This is a genomic window from Bradyrhizobium cajani (assembly GCF_009759665.1).
Classification (GTDB): Bacteria; Pseudomonadota; Alphaproteobacteria; order Rhizobiales; family Xanthobacteraceae; genus Bradyrhizobium; species Bradyrhizobium cajani.
In genome coordinates this window covers 267827-281858 of record NZ_WQNE01000003.1, presented here as the reverse complement: position 1 = coordinate 281858, position 14032 = coordinate 267827, and the positions used below count along the sequence as shown (strand labels likewise).

Sequence of the window (14032 nt, the reverse complement as noted above, 5' to 3'; positions counted from 1 at the left end):
GACGCTCAAGCAATGAAGCAGGCATGAGGTCGGAAGAAGGGACTGCAAGGGGCCGCAGCCGGCCTTTCAGGACTCGGCGGCGCGTTTGACGTCGCTCTGCACCAGGGTCAGCTTGGTCAGCGGCACGCCCGCCTTCAGCAGACCCTCGCGATAATGGGCGATGTCCTCGGACCGCTTCCAGTGGAAATTGCGCAGGTGACGGTCGACATTGAGGGTCGGGTAGTTGCCCATCAGCACGCTGGCGGCCTCGGTCGCCTCGTCGCTCCGCCCCAATTGCGCCAGTGCCGCGGCGCTGATCGCCAGCGCCTGCATGTGGTTCGGGTTGATGTAGAGCTGCTCGCGGGCCCATGACAGCGTCGCGTCATATTGCCTCAACAGATAATGGCTGAAGGCGTTCAGCGCCGCCCATTGGTAGCGCGGGTCGTTGTTGTCGCGCTGGGCGGCCATCGAGAACAGCTCGATCGCCTCGCGGTGCTCGCCGATGATGAAATGACAGATGCCGAGCACGCCGCGCGCGCCATTGTCGTAGGGATTGAGTGCGACCGCGCGCTTGGCGGCGTCCATCGCGGCCTCGTAATGGCCTTCCATGCCGTGAACCCAGGACAGGATCGAGAACGCGAAGGAGGAGCGCGGGTCGAGCCGGACGCTGGTCTCGGCGAGATGCATCGCCTCGGACCACATCTCGCGCGTGCCCTTGACCCAGCCGAACTGGATGCTCTGGATCTGGATCGTGGCGAGATAAGCGTGCGCGATCGACAGTTTGGGATCCAGCCTGATCGCCTCCCGGAACAGGTCGACGGCGGCGGTCAAATCCTCCTTGGTCTGCCGGTAATAATGGGAGAGCCCCTTGAGGAAGCGGTCCCAGGCCGTCACGTCGGTCGAGAGTCGCGCAGGCGCCGAGGCCTCGGCACGGACGATCTCGGTGGCGATGGCTGCGGACAGGTTGGTGGTGATCTCGTCCTGCATCGCGAAGAGGTCGCCGATGTCGCGATCGTAACGACCGGTCCAGAGCTGCTCGCCGGTCTCCGGCGCGATCAATTCGGCGGTCACGCGGATCTTGGCTCCGGCGCGGCGCACCGAGCCCTGGATCAGGTAGGTGGCGTCGATCTCGCGTGCGATCAGCCGGGTGCTCACATTCGCGCCCTTGAACGCGAAGGTCGAGTTGCGGCTCAGCACGCGATAGAAGGATTGCAGCGCCAGCGCGTGGATCAGATCCTCGGTCAGGCCGTCGGAGAAATATTCATCCTGGGCATCGCTGAGATTGGCGAAGGGCAGCACGCCGACGATCGCGGTGCGATATTGTTGCGAGAGGGCGGACGCCTCCCTGAGCTCGGGTGCGAGCGACGGCGCGCCCTCGGGCGTCCAGGTCCAGACCCCGACCACATCCTTGATGTTCTTGAAACGATGGTTGCCCGCATCGACCAGTGGCACGGTCAGATGCTTGCTCGCCTCGCTGTGGGCCTTGGCCGAGATGGCGAAGCCGCCGGGATTCGCCACGGATTCGAGGCGGACGGCAATGTTGACATCGTCACCGAACACCTCATCCTCGTCCGCGATGACGTCGCCCATGTGGATGCCGAGCCGGAACTGCATGGCGCGATCGGCCGGCAGATGGTGGTTGCGCTCCGCCATCAGAGTCTGCATCGCGATCGCCGCCTCGGTGGCGCCGACGATACTGGGGAACTCCAGCAGGAAGCCGTCGCCGGTATTCTTCACGACGCGGCCGCCATGGTTGAGGATGATGGGATGGATCGCGCTGCGATGGGCCTTGAAGGCGGCATGCGTGCCGGCCTCGTCGCTGCCCATCATGCGCGAATAGCCGGCGACATCGGCGCAGACGATGGCGGCCAGACGTCTTTCCATATCCTCGGAGCTCCAAGGGGCAAGGGACCGGCCACGGTGTGGCAGTCGCCTCGAATCCCGCATTTCAAGAACCCTGCCTTTATAGAGCAGATGAGGCCGAGCGAAAGCATGATCCGCATTGCAAATTCGAGGTAAATCCCGCGCAGTCCTGGCGGTGGACGGCGGAGGCCGAACCGACTAAGCCGGCCCCCAAAGGCGGTCGGGACGGCGAGGGCACCTCACATGCTGGGCATTCATGAAATCTGGCTCTTCATCCTGTCGGGCGTGCTGCTCAACATCACACCGGGTCCGGATACCGTTTATGTGATCGGCCGCAGCATGCAGATGGGCTGGCGGGGCGGCGCCGCTGCGGCGCTCGGCATCAGTTGTGGCTGCTTTTTCCATGTCGCGGGCGCGGCGATCGGCCTTTCGGCCCTGCTGATGGCCTCATCCACCGCGTTCTCGATCCTGAAGCTGGTCGGTGCAGCCTATCTCATCGTGACCGGACTTCAGATGCTGTGGTCGCGCCCGGTGCTGGCCTCGGCCATCGACGAGCCGGTGCGGAGCTCGCTGCGGCGGGTCTTCCTCCAGGGCGTCTTCACCAACGCGCTCAATCCCAAGGTCGCGCTGTTCTTCCTGGCCTTCCTGCCGCAATTCGTCGCAGCTGACGCGCCGCACAAGCCGCTCGCCTTCCTCACGCTCGGCCTGATCTTCATCTGCACGGGAACGCTGTGGTGCCTTGTGCTGGCCGCCTTTGCGGCGAAGGCCGCGCACCGCTTGCGGACCTCCGAGGGCGCGATCGCATGGGTCAACCGTGCGCTCGGCGGCCTCTTCATCTATCTCGGCATCCGCGTCGCCATGCTGGAGACACGGTAGCTCGTTCGAACGAATGAGATGGGAGCCGCGCGGGGGCAACCCACCCGACGATCGTTCCTTACGCGAACTCCTTCAACAGCGCGCTGCCGGCGAGATAGAGGCCGAGCAGGATCATCGCAATCAGGAACCAGCGGCGAAACGCTTCGGCCGGCATCCGGGCGCGCACCGACTGGCCGATGAACATGCCGGCAAAGGCCATGGCAAGGCCCACGGCGCCGGGCACGGTGTTGGCGGGCGTCAGCAATCCGCCCGCGGTCAGGTTGAAGGCGAGCGCCAACGTCGCCGTCGTGAAGAACACGCCGAGCGCCTGCACCAGCTCGTCCTTCTCCATGCCGATCGCCTGCATGAACGGCATCGAAGGGATCACCTGCACGCCGGTCGAGGCCGAGATCACGCCGGTGACGACACCGACCACGCCGCCGACCCATTTCTCGTTCCTGGGCGCGACGCGGAACTGGAATTTGTTCAGGCCGATCACCGCGTAAATGACGAGCAGGGCGCCGAGCACCACGGTGCCGTAGCGCGCATGCGGGCCGGTCAGCGCGCCGGCATTGAGCCAGCATCCGATCACGGTGCCGACCATCAGCGGCCACAGCCGCCTGAGGATGTCGCGCAAATGTGGGCCGACGAAGGTCTGCCAGATGTTGGTGACGATGGCGGGCACGATCACGATGGCGATCGCGCGGCTCGGCGCCATGCTCACCGCGAGCAGGCCCATGGATACTGTCGGCAGGCCGAGTCCGACCACGCCTTTGACGAATCCGGCGATCAGGAAGACGGCGGCGATGACAATGAGCAGTGGGTCGATCATCCCTGCACATTGACCGAAGCCGCGCGCCGGCACAATCTGCAGGTTCCGGAGATAGCCTTCGTCTCAAACGAAGGCTGGGGAAACCGTCATGCGCTTCGACCTCGTCGACCTCCAGCTCTTCATCGCGGTCGCCGACCAGCGCAGCATCACCCGCGGCGCCGAGCGGTCGAACCTGGCGCTGGCCTCCGCCAGCGCGCGCATCAAGGGACTCGAGGACGCGCTCGGCGTCGCGCTGCTCAAGCGCGGGCGCCGCGGCGTCGAGTTGACCGCGGCCGGCGAAAGCCTGCTCGATCACGCCCGCATCGTCATCCATAATGTCGAGGCCTTGCAAGGCGATCTTGCCGCCTATGCCAGCGGTGTGCGGGCGAGCGTGCTGCTGCTTGCCAACACGTCGGGGCTCTCGGAGCACCTGCCGCGGGCGCTCGCGGCATTCCTGCGCGAGCATCCCGATATCAATGTCGACGTCGAGGAGCGCGAGAGCGCTGACATCGCCGCCGCGATTGTCAGCGGCGCTGCGGATATCGGCTTCGCGGCGGAGCACGCGCTGCCCGACAGCGTCGAACGATTTCTGTTCAGCGAGGATCGGCTGATGCTGGTGGCCGCGCGCCGAAGCGACCTCGGCAGTCGTCGCCAGATCGACTTCCAGGAGGTGACCGAACGCGATTTCGTCGGGCTTACGGCGTCGACTGCGTTGCAGGTCCACATCTCCCGGCATGCGGCGAAGCTCGGTGCCCGCCTTCGCGTTCGCGCCCGCCTGCGCGATTTCGACGCGATCTGCCAGATGGTCGCCGCCGACGTCGGGATTGCCGTTGTTCCGGAAAACGCGGCAAAGCGCTGCGCGAGATCGATGCCGATCGTGGCCATCCGGATCCGCGATGGCTGGGCCAATCGAAGATTGACGATCTGCGCCCGCAGCTTCAAATCATTGCCGCGCCCCGCCAAGCAACTGGTGGACTATTTGCGTGCCGAAGTTCAGAGGTGAGACACGATCTTGAAGGTCTGGGGACGACGCAGCTCGCCAAGGCTCGAAAAGGCCACCCAAAAGGTGGCCCTTTCTGTCTACTTTTTGAGGTCGGCGTCGAAAAACTTGGTCGCCTCGGCCTTGGCTTCCTGATCCGCCTTGGCGTCGTATCTGAGTGGCAGGTTGAACTTCGTGCCGAGCTCGGTCGCTTCGGGGTTCGTGAAGGCGTGCACAGCGCCCGGATATTCGACGATCCGATAATCGGCCTTGGCGGCGTCGAAATCCTTCTTGAGCGCGTCGTATTGCTCGCGCTTCACGAAGGGGTCGTCCGCGCCGTTCAGGATCAGGATTTTTGCCTTGACGGTTCCCGGCCCTGGCGCAGGCGTATTGAGACCAAGCGATGCATGAAAGCCTGCAACGGCGGCGAGGTCGGCGCCGGCACGCGCCATGTTCAAAACCACCGCGCCGCCGAAGCAGTAACCAACGGCGCCGATCTGCTGGGGATTGACCGAAGCCTGTTTGGCAAGCTGGTCCCGCGCGGCCTTGAAGCGCGACTCCATGACCGCCGGGTTCTTCATCACCGTACCCGAGAGCGCGCCGGCGTCCTTCGGGTTGTCGGCGGTCTTGGCGTCGCCATACATGTCGGCAATGAAGGCCGTGTAGCCCTGCTGCGCGAACTTGCGTGCCTCGTTATGGATGTGATTGGTGATGCCCCACCATTCATGCACCATCACGATTCCGGGGCGCTTGGTTTGGCTGGCGTCGTCGTACACGACGAAGCCCTTCATTGTGGTCTCGCCGTCGGTATAGGTGACCGGCTCCTCCTTGATCGCGGCGCTTGCGCTGGTGACCATTGCGATGGCGCAAAATGCTCCCAGTATCATTGTCCGCATGCTGACCTCCCGCGGGTTTGGCGCAATTACATTGGCATGCCAGACATTGCGGCGCCAGACTGCGAAAGCGGCGGTGTGCGACACAGGGCCGTGATTGCGTGGTTACGCCGACCCGCGGCAATTCCTTGTGTTACCCCTCGGGCAAAACAGGCGAGATCCGCGTCAATTCACTTCGGGAACAGGTCTGCCGCTACTTCGCCGTTTCGACGCCGGCATCCTTGATCACCTTGGCCCATTTCGCGGTCTCATCTGCGATGAACTGCCGAAAATGTTCCGGCTCATCGCCGATCAACGTTGCGCCCTGGGCGGCGAGCTTTTCCTTCACCGCGGGATCCGCCATGGCTTTCGTCGCCAAGCCATGCAGCGCGGTGACGATCTCCTTCGGCGTACCCTTCGGCGCCACCATGCCGTACCAGTTCTCGATGCGTAACGCAGGAAAGCCCGCTTCCGCGGTGGTCGGGACATCCGGCGCGGTCGGTGCGCGTTCGGCCGAGCCGACCGCGATCGGCCGCAGGGCGCCGGCCTTGACCTGCGGCAGCAGCACCGGAAGATCCAGGAACGTCATCTGCACCTGCTGGCCAAGCAGATCGTTCACCGCGGGCGCGGCGCCGCGATAGGGCACGTGCACGATGTCGATCTTCGCCGTCAGCTTGAACAATTCGCCGGCGAGATGCGGCAGGCTGCCGGGGCCGGAGGAGGCGAAGTTCAGCTTGCCCGGCTGCGCTTTGGCGAGTGCGATCAATTCGCCGATGTCCTTGGTCGGCACGTTGGTGGCGACGACCAGCATTTCCGGCACGGTCGCGACTAGCGTCACCGGCGTGAGGTCGGAGAGCGTGTCATAGGCGACCTTCTCCATGCTCGGGCTGATCGCGAGTGCGCCGGCGCTCGATATCGCGATGGTGTAGCCGTCGGGCGCGGCCTTCGAGACGGCGTCGGTGCCGAGCACGCCGCCCTGGCCGCCGCGATTGTCGATCAGCACCGGCTGTCCCGACAGCTCGGACATGCGCTGGCCGATCACGCGGGCGATGATGTCGTTGGGGCCGCCGGCCGGGAACGGAACGATCAGCTTGATCGGCTTGGCCGGGAAAGTCTGCGCCGACGCGAGCGTCGGCAGCAGCAGGAACAATCCCAGAAACAATCCAGCGAGCAGCTTGCGTGTGATGGTCATGCAAGCCTCTCCGCTCGCGTTGCTATTGGTTCAAAAGCTTCAAGGCTTCTTCGTGGACCCTGGCATCACCGGCTGCGATGATGCGGCCGCCGCCCTGCGCCGGCTTGCCTTCCCAGGTGGTGACGATACCGCCCGCGCCGGTCACGATCGGGATCAGCGCCGCGATGTCGTAGGGTTTCAGCTCGGTCTCGACCACGAGGTCGACGTGACCGGCCGCCAGCATGCAATAGGAGTAACAGTCGCCGCCATAGCGCGACAGCCGCGCGCCCTGCTCGATGCGGCCGAAGATGGCGCGGTCGCGCTCGTTCATCAGCAAGGGGCTGGTGGTATAGGTCGTGGCTTCCGAGAGCGAGGCGCAGCGGCGGACCTGGAGCCGGCGCTCGCCGGACGGGCCCTTGTAATTGGCGGAGCCGTTGTCGCCGGAGAAGCGCTCGCCGATGAAGGGCTGGTGCATCATGCCGAACACCGGCGCGCCCTTGTGCAGCAGTGCGATCAGCGTGCCCCAGATCGGAAAGCCGCCGATGAAGGATTTGGTGCCGTCGATGGGGTCGAGCACCCAGACATAGTCGGCGTCCTCGCGCTCATTGCCGAATTCCTCGCCGACGATGCCGTGCTGGGGGAAGTTGGCCTTGATCAGCCGCCGCATCACCGCCTCCGCGGCGCGGTCGGCCTCCGTGACGGGATCGAAATCCTTGGTCTTGCTCTTGTCGTCGATCGAGAGCGAGGTGCGGAAGAACGGCAGGATGGTTTCGCCGGAGGCGGTGGCGAGCCGTCCGATGAAGGCGGAGAAGTCGATCACCGTCACGGCGAATCCTCGAAACGAAAGTCGGGTGAAGCTCACTTCTGCCTAGCTCAAATCGCCTCTCGCGTGCAGCGTTGTCTTGATTTGCACCCTGGTATTTTGGATGCCGGAAGCGGCTGCCTCGCTTGAGACATCTGCTGGCCAAATATCGATCACAGAGTTGAAAACTTAGTTCCGAATATGCCTTGTTCGTATGCAAACAGCTATCAACCCATTGAATTTCCTTATCAAAGAAACTGAATCTGGGTTTCTCTAGAAGCAATTGAGCCATGTGCTTATTGCATGGGAAACGGCTCAAAAGCCCTTGCACTTTGTGCGGCGCAGTCGCATATTGTTGCGGTGCGGTAGCGCTCTGCGTTACCGCTGCCCTCCTTGGGCGTTTCCTCCCTAGACTTGGGCCGCTTCTTCATTAGAAGCGGCCCTTTTTTCTTTCAGCCTCTCTTCATTCCAGTGCGCGTGAGTTTGCGAAGCGAAAGTGCGTTCGCGCCGATCGCGGTCGATACGCTCGCTCGAGAAAGATCTTTCGTCTATTCCGCCGCGGCCTGGAACGGGCCGAGGTCGCCGAACGGGATCGTCGTCGCCAGCACGTCGGCCAGCACGCCGAAGTCGGCCGCCACTTGCGCAAAGCGCGGACTGCGCTCGCGCCGCCGCTCGTCCATGTAGATCGCGCGATTGAGCTCGAGCTGCACCGCATGCAGGCCGCTCGCCGGATTGCCGTAATGCTCGGTGATGAAGCCGCCGGCATAGGGCTTGTTGCGGCCGATCGAATAGCCGAGCCCGCCCATGGTCTCCTCGACCCGGTCGGGCAGCAGCGGCGTGCAGCTCGTGCCGTAGCGGTCGCCGATCACGACGTCGGGCCGGCGCGGTTCGTCGCGGGAGACGCCGACCGACGGCATCGAGTGGCAGTCGACCAGCACCACGGTGCCGAACATCTGGTGCACCTTGTTGATCAGCCGGCGCAGCGCGCGATGATAGGGCTTGTACAGCGTCTCGATCCGCGCCAGCGCGTCGTCGACCAGGATGCGGTCGCGATAGATCTCCTGGCCGTCGCCGACCACGCGCGGAATGGTGCCGAGGCCGCCGGCGACCCGCATCGAGCGGGTATTGGCAAAGCTCGGCAGGCGGCCGGTGAACATGCGGGGATCGAGCTCATAGGGCTCGCGGTTGACGTCGACATAGGAGCGGGGAAAGTTGACCCGCACGGTCGGAAAGCCGCGCTCGCTCAAGTGGCCGATCAGCTCGTCCATGAAGGAATCTTCCGACCGCCGCAGCGTCGGCAGATCGATCCTGGAGGCGGCGAGGAATTCGTCCGGATAGGTCGAGCCGGAATGCGGCGAGTTGAAGATGACCGGCGCGCGCCATTGCGCGGGCTCCACGATCTCGAAGGCTGGCGACACCTCGCCGTCAAACCGCGTCATCTTCTCAGGCTTCGTCCCTTCGCGCCGCACGATCCGGGCCTCGGATCGAATTGATTCGGCCGGTCGAGCGGCTCTTATGTGTCGCCATTGTCCGGAATCGCAACCATTCTGCCAAGCGAAAAAGCGTGATCCGCGCTGGAACGTGTCTTAACCGTGCGGGCATCGAGGCGGGGATCGGTCAGTGCGGCTCGATTGATTCTGGCCGCATTCCGGTTCACAAAGGCCCGCAGGCGCAGCTGGCCCAGGGTAAAGATTTTCACCCCAAATTTACCCTCTGTCGGGCTTAGTGACCTCTGCTGATATCCTCTGGGGATTCGACGTTTCCTGCCATGCCAAAGATCCTGCTCGCCGAAGACGACAACGACATGCGCCGTTTCCTGGTCAAGGCGCTGGAAAACGCCGGTTTTCAGGTCTCGTCCCACGACAACGGCATGGCCGCCTATCAGCGGCTGCGGGAAGAGCCGTTCGAGATGCTGCTGACCGACATCGTGATGCCGGAGATGGACGGCATCGAGCTCGCCCGCCGGGCCTCGGAACTCGACCCCGATATCAAGATCATGTTCATCACCGGCTTTGCCGCGGTGGCCCTGAACTCGGATTCGGACGCCCCCAAGAACGCCAAGGTGCTGTCGAAACCCGTGCATCTGCGCGAATTGGTCAGCGAAGTGAACAAGATGCTGGCGGCCTAAATCGGCCCCGTTCCGTCCTTGCGCCGGGTCCCCTGAGCCGTTATAGGGACCCCACCGATGAAATGACCTCTAGGGCACGTAGCTCAGCGGGAGAGCACTACCTTGACATGGTAGGGGTCACAGGTTCGATCCCTGTCGTGCCCACCATCCTTCGCTCGCGACGCGAGAGAAGGATGCCACGCCGGAGCCCGAAGGGCGCAGGCGGGCTTGTAGCCGCGAGTTGCGGCTAGGCAAGCCACGAAGTTCCCTTGCAGCACGGGCTCCGGTCATACCTCAACGCGAGGCCGCCCATGAGCGTTTCCGTCATCGAGCAGGCAAAGATCCAGGCGCAGGTGCTGGTGCCGCTGGTCAAGGCGCTCCAGGCCGAACTCGGCGAGGCGCGCGCCAACGCGCTGGTGCGCAAGGCGCTCGGCGATCTCTATCGCGGCTTCGGCGAGGAATTCTGGAAGGCCAAGAACGCTAACAACAACGAGGCGGACCTCGGCACGGCTGTCGCGTCCGCCTTCAAGACCTATGCCCGCGACGACGCGCTCGCCTATGACGTCATCGAGCAGTCGAAGGACGTCTTCGCCTTCGACGTGAAGCGATGTGCCTATGCCGAGTTCTATAAGGCGCTGGGCGAGCCCGAGCTCGGCTTCCTCCTGATCTGCACCGCCGACTTCGCGACCGCGGAAGGGTTCGGCTCCGATATCCGGCTCACGCGTACGCAGACCATCATGCAGGGCGCCGATCACTGCGACTTCCGCTACCGGCGCGATGACGGCGGGGCGCGGTGATGCCGCTGCGTCAGGTCGGCGAGGGCCTACCGGTCGTCGGGCGATGCAGCTGCACGACCCTGCCATCTCAGCGCCGGCGCCGAGATGTCGGGCAGGCCCAGCAGATTGATCGCGCGGCAGGCGATCTGGTCGACGATCTCGGCTGTCGATTGCGGCTTCAGGTAGAAGGCGGGCAGCGGTGGCGCAATGATTGCGCCGATCTCCGTCGCCTGCAGCATCGCGCGGAGATGTCCGAGATGCAGCGGGCTTTCGCGGACCAGGAGCACCAGGCGGCGTCGCTCCTTGAGCTGCACGTCGGCCGCGCGCACGAGCAGATTGTCCAGATGCCCGAAGGCGATGGCCGACAGCGTGCGGATCGAGCACGGCGCCACGATCATGCCGCTGACCGGAAACGAGCCGCTGGCGATGCTGGCGCCGATGTCGGAAGGATTATGGTCGCGGAAGGCGAGGGTGTGCAGCCGGGGCAGCGCGCCGGCACCGACCTCTTCGGTGAGCGTGCGCTCGGCCGCCGGCGAGATCACGAGATGCACCGCACAGCGCGGATTCTCCGCCAGCCGCTCGACGATGCGCACGCCGATGGCAGCGCCCGAGGCGCCGCTGATGCCGACGATCACGCCATGCCGCTCGCTCATGCGGGCTCGCGCAGTTGCAGGCCGCTAGTTCCGCCAAGACCAAGCGCAGGCCACATCGCATCGACCCTGGCGACCACGGCCGGATCCATCGCCAGGGGCTCGCCCCAGGCCCGCTCCGTCTCGGGCGGGATCTTGGTGGTGGCATCGATCCCGAGCTTGCCGCCGAGGCCGGATTTCGGCGAGGCGAAGTCGAGATAGTCGATCGGCGTGTCGGAGAGCGTGACGAGATCGCGCGAGCTGTCGCTGCGGGTCGCAACCGCCCACATCACCGCGCGCCAGTCGCGGATATCGATGTCGTCGTCGACCACGATCAGCAGCTTGGTGTAGCTGAACTGCGGCAGCATCGACCACAGGCCCAGCATCAGCCGCCGCGCCTGGCCGGGATAGCGCTTCCTGATGGAGGCGATGGCGACGCGGTAGGAGCAGGCCTCGGGCGGCAGCCAGCAGTCGGTCACCTCGGGGAATTGCTGCCGGATCAGCGGCACGAACAGCCGGTTCAATGCTTCGCCGATCCGGGACGGCTCGTCCGGCGGGCGGCCGGTGAAGGTCGAGAGATAGATCGGCTGTCGGCGCGACGTGATGGCGGTGACGCGCAGCACGGGAAACTCCTCGACCGAATTATAGTAGCCGGTGTGATCGCCATAGGGGCCTTCGGCGGCGGTCTCGGTTGCCGAGACAACGCCCTCGATGACGATCTCGGCCGCGGCCGGGACCGCGAGAGGAATCGTGAGGCACGGCGTCAGCTCGGGCCGCTCGCCGCGCAGGATGCCTGCGAAGCGCAGCTCGGATATCGTCTCGGGCAGCGGCAGCACGGCGGCCAGGATCGTTGCGGGATCGGCGCCGATGACGATCGCGACCGGCATGTCGCGCCCCAGGGATTTCCATTGCTGGTGATGCCGGGCGCCGCCGCGATGGGCAAGCCAGCGGATGATGGCGCGGTCAGGGCCGAGGATCTGCATGCGATAGACGCCGACATTCTCCTCCTGGTCAGCAGACGATGATTCCGGCGGCGCGGTGATGACCAGCGGCCATGTGATCAAAGGTGCAGGCTCGCCCGGCCAGCAGATCTGCGCCGGCAGTTTTGTCAGATCGATGTCCTCGCCCATCATCGCGCGATCCTGCACCGGCGCCGCAGGGCGCGATCGTGGCCGCGTTGCAAGCGCGGCGCGGGCCAGCGGCAGCTTGTGCCAGGCATCTCGAATGCCATGGGGAGGGCGCGGCGCGCGCAGCTCGGCGAGCAGCGCGCCGAGCTCTTCCAGCCGGTCCGGCGTGATGCCCATGCCCCATGCGGTCCGCTCCACCGTGCCGAAGAGATTGGTCAGCAGCGGCATCTCGGATTGAACACCGTCGGCCCTGACCGGCCGCTCGAACAATAATGCCGGTCCGTGCTCCCCGATCACGCGCCGGTGGATCTCGGTGACCTCGTGCACGACGGAAACGCGTTCGCGAATGCGTCGCAGCTGGCCCTTGCCTTCGATGAAGCGCAGGAAGTCGGATAGTTCGCCGAAGCGCGGAACGTCACGTTGCAAGTGGACAGGCTCCTGAAAAAGCAGAAGCTAGCCGGCGTGATTTCGATCATCATTGTTCCCGGTCAAATACTTTTGCGCGCAATCGGCTCAGATGGCGAGATGAGTCATTCGTCCGTCGCGTCCGGTTCATTGCCGACAATCCCGCCCCTGCTCGCGCTCGTGATACGTCCCTTGCCGCTGCTGCCGCTGCAATTCGCGCTCGGTGGCTTCCTCGCGCGGATCTTGAGGCGCAATCCCGGCCTGCTCGACCGGCTCGGCCAACATCGCCGTGCGCGATTCGGGATCAAGCCGGTCGATCTGCCGTTCGCCTTCATCGTCGAGGCCACGCCGCCGCGACTCTTGGTGTTGCGCGAGCTGCCGCAAGGCCTGGATGCCTGTGTCTCCGCCTCGCTCGCAAACCTGCTTGCCCTGGTCGAGGGCAGGGTCGATGGCGACGCGCTGATGTTCTCGCGCCAGCTCGGAATCGAAGGCGACATGGAGGCCGTGCTGGCCTTGCGCAACGCGATCGACGATGCGCGGCTCGATCTCGCCGAGGAGCTGGCTTCCCTGTTCGGTCCGTTGGGCGAGCCGGTGAGGCGTTCCTTCGAGGCCGCGCGGGACAGGCTGACCGGCTCGCCGCAGGAGCAGAGGTGATGGAGCTGATCTGTCCTGCCGGCACGCCGGCCGCGCTGCGGAGCGCCATCGATGCGGGCGCGGACGCCGTCTATTGCGGCTTCAACGACGAGACCAACGCGCGCAATTTTCCGGGGCTGAACTTCAGCCGCGACGAGCTGCGCAAGGGGATTGCGTTTGCCCACGGTCGCGGCGCGCGCATCCTCGTCGCCATCAACACCTTTCCGCGGGCCTCCTCCGTGGCGCTCTGGCAGCGCGCCGTGGACGATGCCGTCGCCGCCGGGGCCGACGCGCTGATCGTCGCCGATATCGGGCTGATGGACTACGTCGCCAAGCGCCATCCGGGCCAGCGCCTTCATGTCTCGGTGCAGGCCGCCGCCGCAAATCCCGATGCCATCGCCTTCTACGTCGGGACGTTCGGGGCGCGCCGCGTCGTGCTGCCCCGCGTGCTCAGTGTTGCGGAGATCGCCGAAATCACCCGCGAGACGACCTGCGAGACCGAGGTGTTCGTGTTCGGCGGCCTTTGCGTGATGGCCGAAGGGCGCTGCTCCCTGTCGTCCTATGCCACCGGCAAATCGCCGAACATGCAGGGTGTCTGCTCACCGGCGAGCCACGTGGCCTATGAGGACACCGTGCGGGGGACGACGTCCCGGCTTGGCGGCTTCACCATCAACCGCTTCGCCCCGCAGGAAGCCGCAGGCTATCCGACCCTCTGCAAGGGGCGCTTCTCCACCGCGCATGGCGACGGCTACATCTTCGAGGATCCGGTCAGTCTCGATGCCACCACGCTGCTCACGGGACTGAAAAGCGCCGGGGTGGCCGCGCTGAAGATCGAAGGGCGTCAGCGCGGACGCGCCTATATCGAGAGCGTGGTCCGTCATTTCCGCCGCGCGCTCGATACCCTCGAGCAGGGGCGCGAAGCGGACATCGTGAGCCTGAAGCCGTTCACCGAAGGCCAGGCCACCACGCTCGGCGCCTATCGCAAGACGTGGCGATAAGCGACGGTCCGGCATGATTGAGAGA

The 14032-nt window shown here is 65.0% G+C and carries 15 protein-coding genes and 1 tRNA gene; 7 read left to right on the top strand and 9 right to left on the bottom strand.

Features of this window, described 5'->3' with window-relative positions:
* Positions 1 to 66 precede the first annotated feature (66 nt).
* The gene (locus GPL20_RS06280) at positions 67 to 1863 is read right to left on the bottom strand and encodes an adenylate/guanylate cyclase domain-containing protein (RefSeq protein ID WP_167532913.1); all 1797 of its coding nucleotides are present in this window, start codon (positions 1861 to 1863) and stop codon (positions 67 to 69) included.
* A gap of 222 nt (positions 1864 to 2085) precedes the next feature.
* Here GPL20_RS06280 and GPL20_RS06275 point away from each other — a divergent pair, with 222 nt between their 5' ends.
* Positions 2086 to 2718 carry a LysE family translocator gene (locus GPL20_RS06275; protein ID WP_157328725.1) on the top strand — a complete coding sequence of 211 codons (633 nt, stop codon included), beginning with the start codon at positions 2086 to 2088 and terminating at the stop codon, positions 2716 to 2718.
* A gap of 58 nt (positions 2719 to 2776) precedes the next feature.
* Here the strand turns inward: GPL20_RS06275 and GPL20_RS06270 are convergent, their stop codons facing one another.
* Positions 2777 to 3529: a sulfite exporter TauE/SafE family protein gene (locus tag GPL20_RS06270; protein ID WP_157328724.1), complete on the bottom strand. Its 753-nt coding sequence runs from the start codon at positions 3527 to 3529 to the stop codon at positions 2777 to 2779.
* Positions 3530 to 3617: 88 nt separating this feature from the next.
* Here GPL20_RS06270 and GPL20_RS06265 point away from each other — a divergent pair, with 88 nt between their 5' ends.
* Positions 3618 to 4511, top strand: a complete 894-nt coding sequence (locus GPL20_RS06265) for a LysR family transcriptional regulator (RefSeq protein WP_157328723.1) — start codon at positions 3618 to 3620, stop codon at positions 4509 to 4511.
* A gap of 77 nt (positions 4512 to 4588) precedes the next feature.
* Here the strand turns inward: GPL20_RS06265 and GPL20_RS06260 are convergent, their stop codons facing one another.
* The 5 genes from GPL20_RS06260 to GPL20_RS06240 form a co-directional block, all read right to left on the bottom strand.
* Positions 4589 to 5383 (bottom strand): dienelactone hydrolase family protein, encoded by a 795-nt coding sequence (locus GPL20_RS06260; protein WP_246250119.1) that lies wholly within the window; start codon positions 5381 to 5383, stop codon positions 4589 to 4591.
* Positions 5384 to 5573: 190 nt separating this feature from the next.
* Entirely contained in the window at positions 5574 to 6551 is a 978-nt protein-coding gene (locus GPL20_RS06255) for a Bug family tripartite tricarboxylate transporter substrate binding protein (protein ID WP_157328722.1), read from the bottom strand.
* Between the two features lie 22 nt (positions 6552 to 6573).
* Positions 6574 to 7356 carry a histidinol-phosphatase gene (hisN, locus tag GPL20_RS06250; protein WP_254125797.1) on the bottom strand — a complete coding sequence of 261 codons (783 nt, stop codon included), beginning with the start codon at positions 7354 to 7356 and terminating at the stop codon, positions 6574 to 6576.
* Between the two features lie 524 nt (positions 7357 to 7880).
* Positions 7881 to 8771, bottom strand: coding sequence for an N-formylglutamate amidohydrolase (locus tag GPL20_RS06245; RefSeq protein WP_157328721.1), 891 nt, complete (start codon positions 8769 to 8771; stop codon positions 7881 to 7883).
* 74 nt (positions 8772 to 8845) lie between these two features.
* Complete coding sequence (locus tag GPL20_RS06240) at positions 8846 to 9031, bottom strand: hypothetical protein (RefSeq protein WP_157328720.1); 186 nt, start codon at positions 9029 to 9031, stop codon at positions 8846 to 8848.
* A 69-nt stretch (positions 9032 to 9100) separates the two neighbouring features.
* On the opposite strand from GPL20_RS06240, the gene cpdR reads away from it, so the two are divergent.
* The 3 genes from cpdR (at position 9101) to GPL20_RS06225 (ending at position 10236) form a co-directional block, all read left to right on the top strand.
* Positions 9101 to 9460: a cell cycle two-component system response regulator CpdR gene (cpdR, locus tag GPL20_RS06235; RefSeq protein ID WP_007597092.1), complete on the top strand. Its 360-nt coding sequence runs from the start codon at positions 9101 to 9103 to the stop codon at positions 9458 to 9460.
* A 72-nt stretch (positions 9461 to 9532) separates the two neighbouring features.
* Positions 9533 to 9607, top strand: a tRNA-Val gene (locus tag GPL20_RS06230).
* 143 nt (positions 9608 to 9750) lie between these two features.
* Positions 9751 to 10236 (top strand): L-2-amino-thiazoline-4-carboxylic acid hydrolase, encoded by a 486-nt coding sequence (locus GPL20_RS06225; RefSeq protein WP_157328719.1) that lies wholly within the window; start codon positions 9751 to 9753, stop codon positions 10234 to 10236.
* Positions 10237 to 10262: 26 nt separating this feature from the next.
* Here the strand turns inward: GPL20_RS06225 and GPL20_RS06220 are convergent, their stop codons facing one another.
* Positions 10263 to 10868: a UbiX family flavin prenyltransferase gene (locus GPL20_RS06220; RefSeq protein WP_157328718.1), complete on the bottom strand. Its 606-nt coding sequence runs from the start codon at positions 10866 to 10868 to the stop codon at positions 10263 to 10265.
* On the bottom strand, positions 10865 to 12397 hold the full coding sequence (locus tag GPL20_RS06215; RefSeq protein WP_157328717.1) for a UbiD family decarboxylase: 1533 nt from the start codon (positions 12395 to 12397) through the stop codon (positions 10865 to 10867). The genes GPL20_RS06220 and GPL20_RS06215 overlap by 4 nt, the downstream gene beginning before the upstream one ends.
* Positions 12398 to 12496: 99 nt before the next feature.
* On the opposite strand from GPL20_RS06215, the gene ubiT reads away from it, so the two are divergent.
* Both ubiT and ubiU read left to right on the top strand, forming a co-directional pair.
* Entirely contained in the window at positions 12497 to 13030 is a 534-nt protein-coding gene (gene ubiT, locus GPL20_RS06210) for a ubiquinone anaerobic biosynthesis accessory factor UbiT (RefSeq protein ID WP_157328716.1), read from the top strand.
* The gene (ubiU, locus tag GPL20_RS06205) at positions 13030 to 14007 is read left to right on the top strand and encodes a ubiquinone anaerobic biosynthesis protein UbiU (RefSeq protein ID WP_157328714.1); all 978 of its coding nucleotides are present in this window, start codon (positions 13030 to 13032) and stop codon (positions 14005 to 14007) included. Before ubiT ends, ubiU begins: the two co-directional genes overlap by 1 nt.
* Positions 14008 to 14032: the final 25 nt, after the last annotated feature.

Bases quoted from the DNA above. Each gene is read 5' to 3' on its own strand.
- GPL20_RS06280 (WP_167532913.1), bottom strand. From the start codon at position 1,863: ATGGAAAGACGTCTGGCCGCCATCGTCTGCGCCGATGTCGCCGGCTAT.
- GPL20_RS06275 (WP_157328725.1), top strand. From the start codon at position 2,086: ATGCTGGGCATTCATGAAATCTGGCTCTTCATCCTGTCGGGCGTGCTG.
- GPL20_RS06270 (WP_157328724.1), bottom strand. From the start codon at position 3,529: ATGATCGACCCACTGCTCATTGTCATCGCCGCCGTCTTCCTGATCGCC.
- GPL20_RS06265 (WP_157328723.1), top strand. From the start codon at position 3,618: ATGCGCTTCGACCTCGTCGACCTCCAGCTCTTCATCGCGGTCGCCGAC.
- GPL20_RS06260 (WP_246250119.1), bottom strand. From the start codon at position 5,383: ATGCGGACAATGATACTGGGAGCATTTTGCGCCATCGCAATGGTCACC.
- GPL20_RS06255 (WP_157328722.1), bottom strand. From the start codon at position 6,551: ATGACCATCACACGCAAGCTGCTCGCTGGATTGTTTCTGGGATTGTTC.
- GPL20_RS06245 (WP_157328721.1), bottom strand. From the start codon at position 8,771: ATGACGCGGTTTGACGGCGAGGTGTCGCCAGCCTTCGAGATCGTGGAG.
- cpdR (WP_007597092.1), top strand. From the start codon at position 9,101: ATGCCAAAGATCCTGCTCGCCGAAGACGACAACGACATGCGCCGTTTC.
- GPL20_RS06225 (WP_157328719.1), top strand. From the start codon at position 9,751: ATGAGCGTTTCCGTCATCGAGCAGGCAAAGATCCAGGCGCAGGTGCTG.
- GPL20_RS06220 (WP_157328718.1), bottom strand. From the start codon at position 10,868: ATGAGCGAGCGGCATGGCGTGATCGTCGGCATCAGCGGCGCCTCGGGC.
- ubiT (WP_157328716.1), top strand. From the start codon at position 12,497: ATGAGTCATTCGTCCGTCGCGTCCGGTTCATTGCCGACAATCCCGCCC.
- ubiU (WP_157328714.1), top strand. From the start codon at position 13,030: ATGGAGCTGATCTGTCCTGCCGGCACGCCGGCCGCGCTGCGGAGCGCC.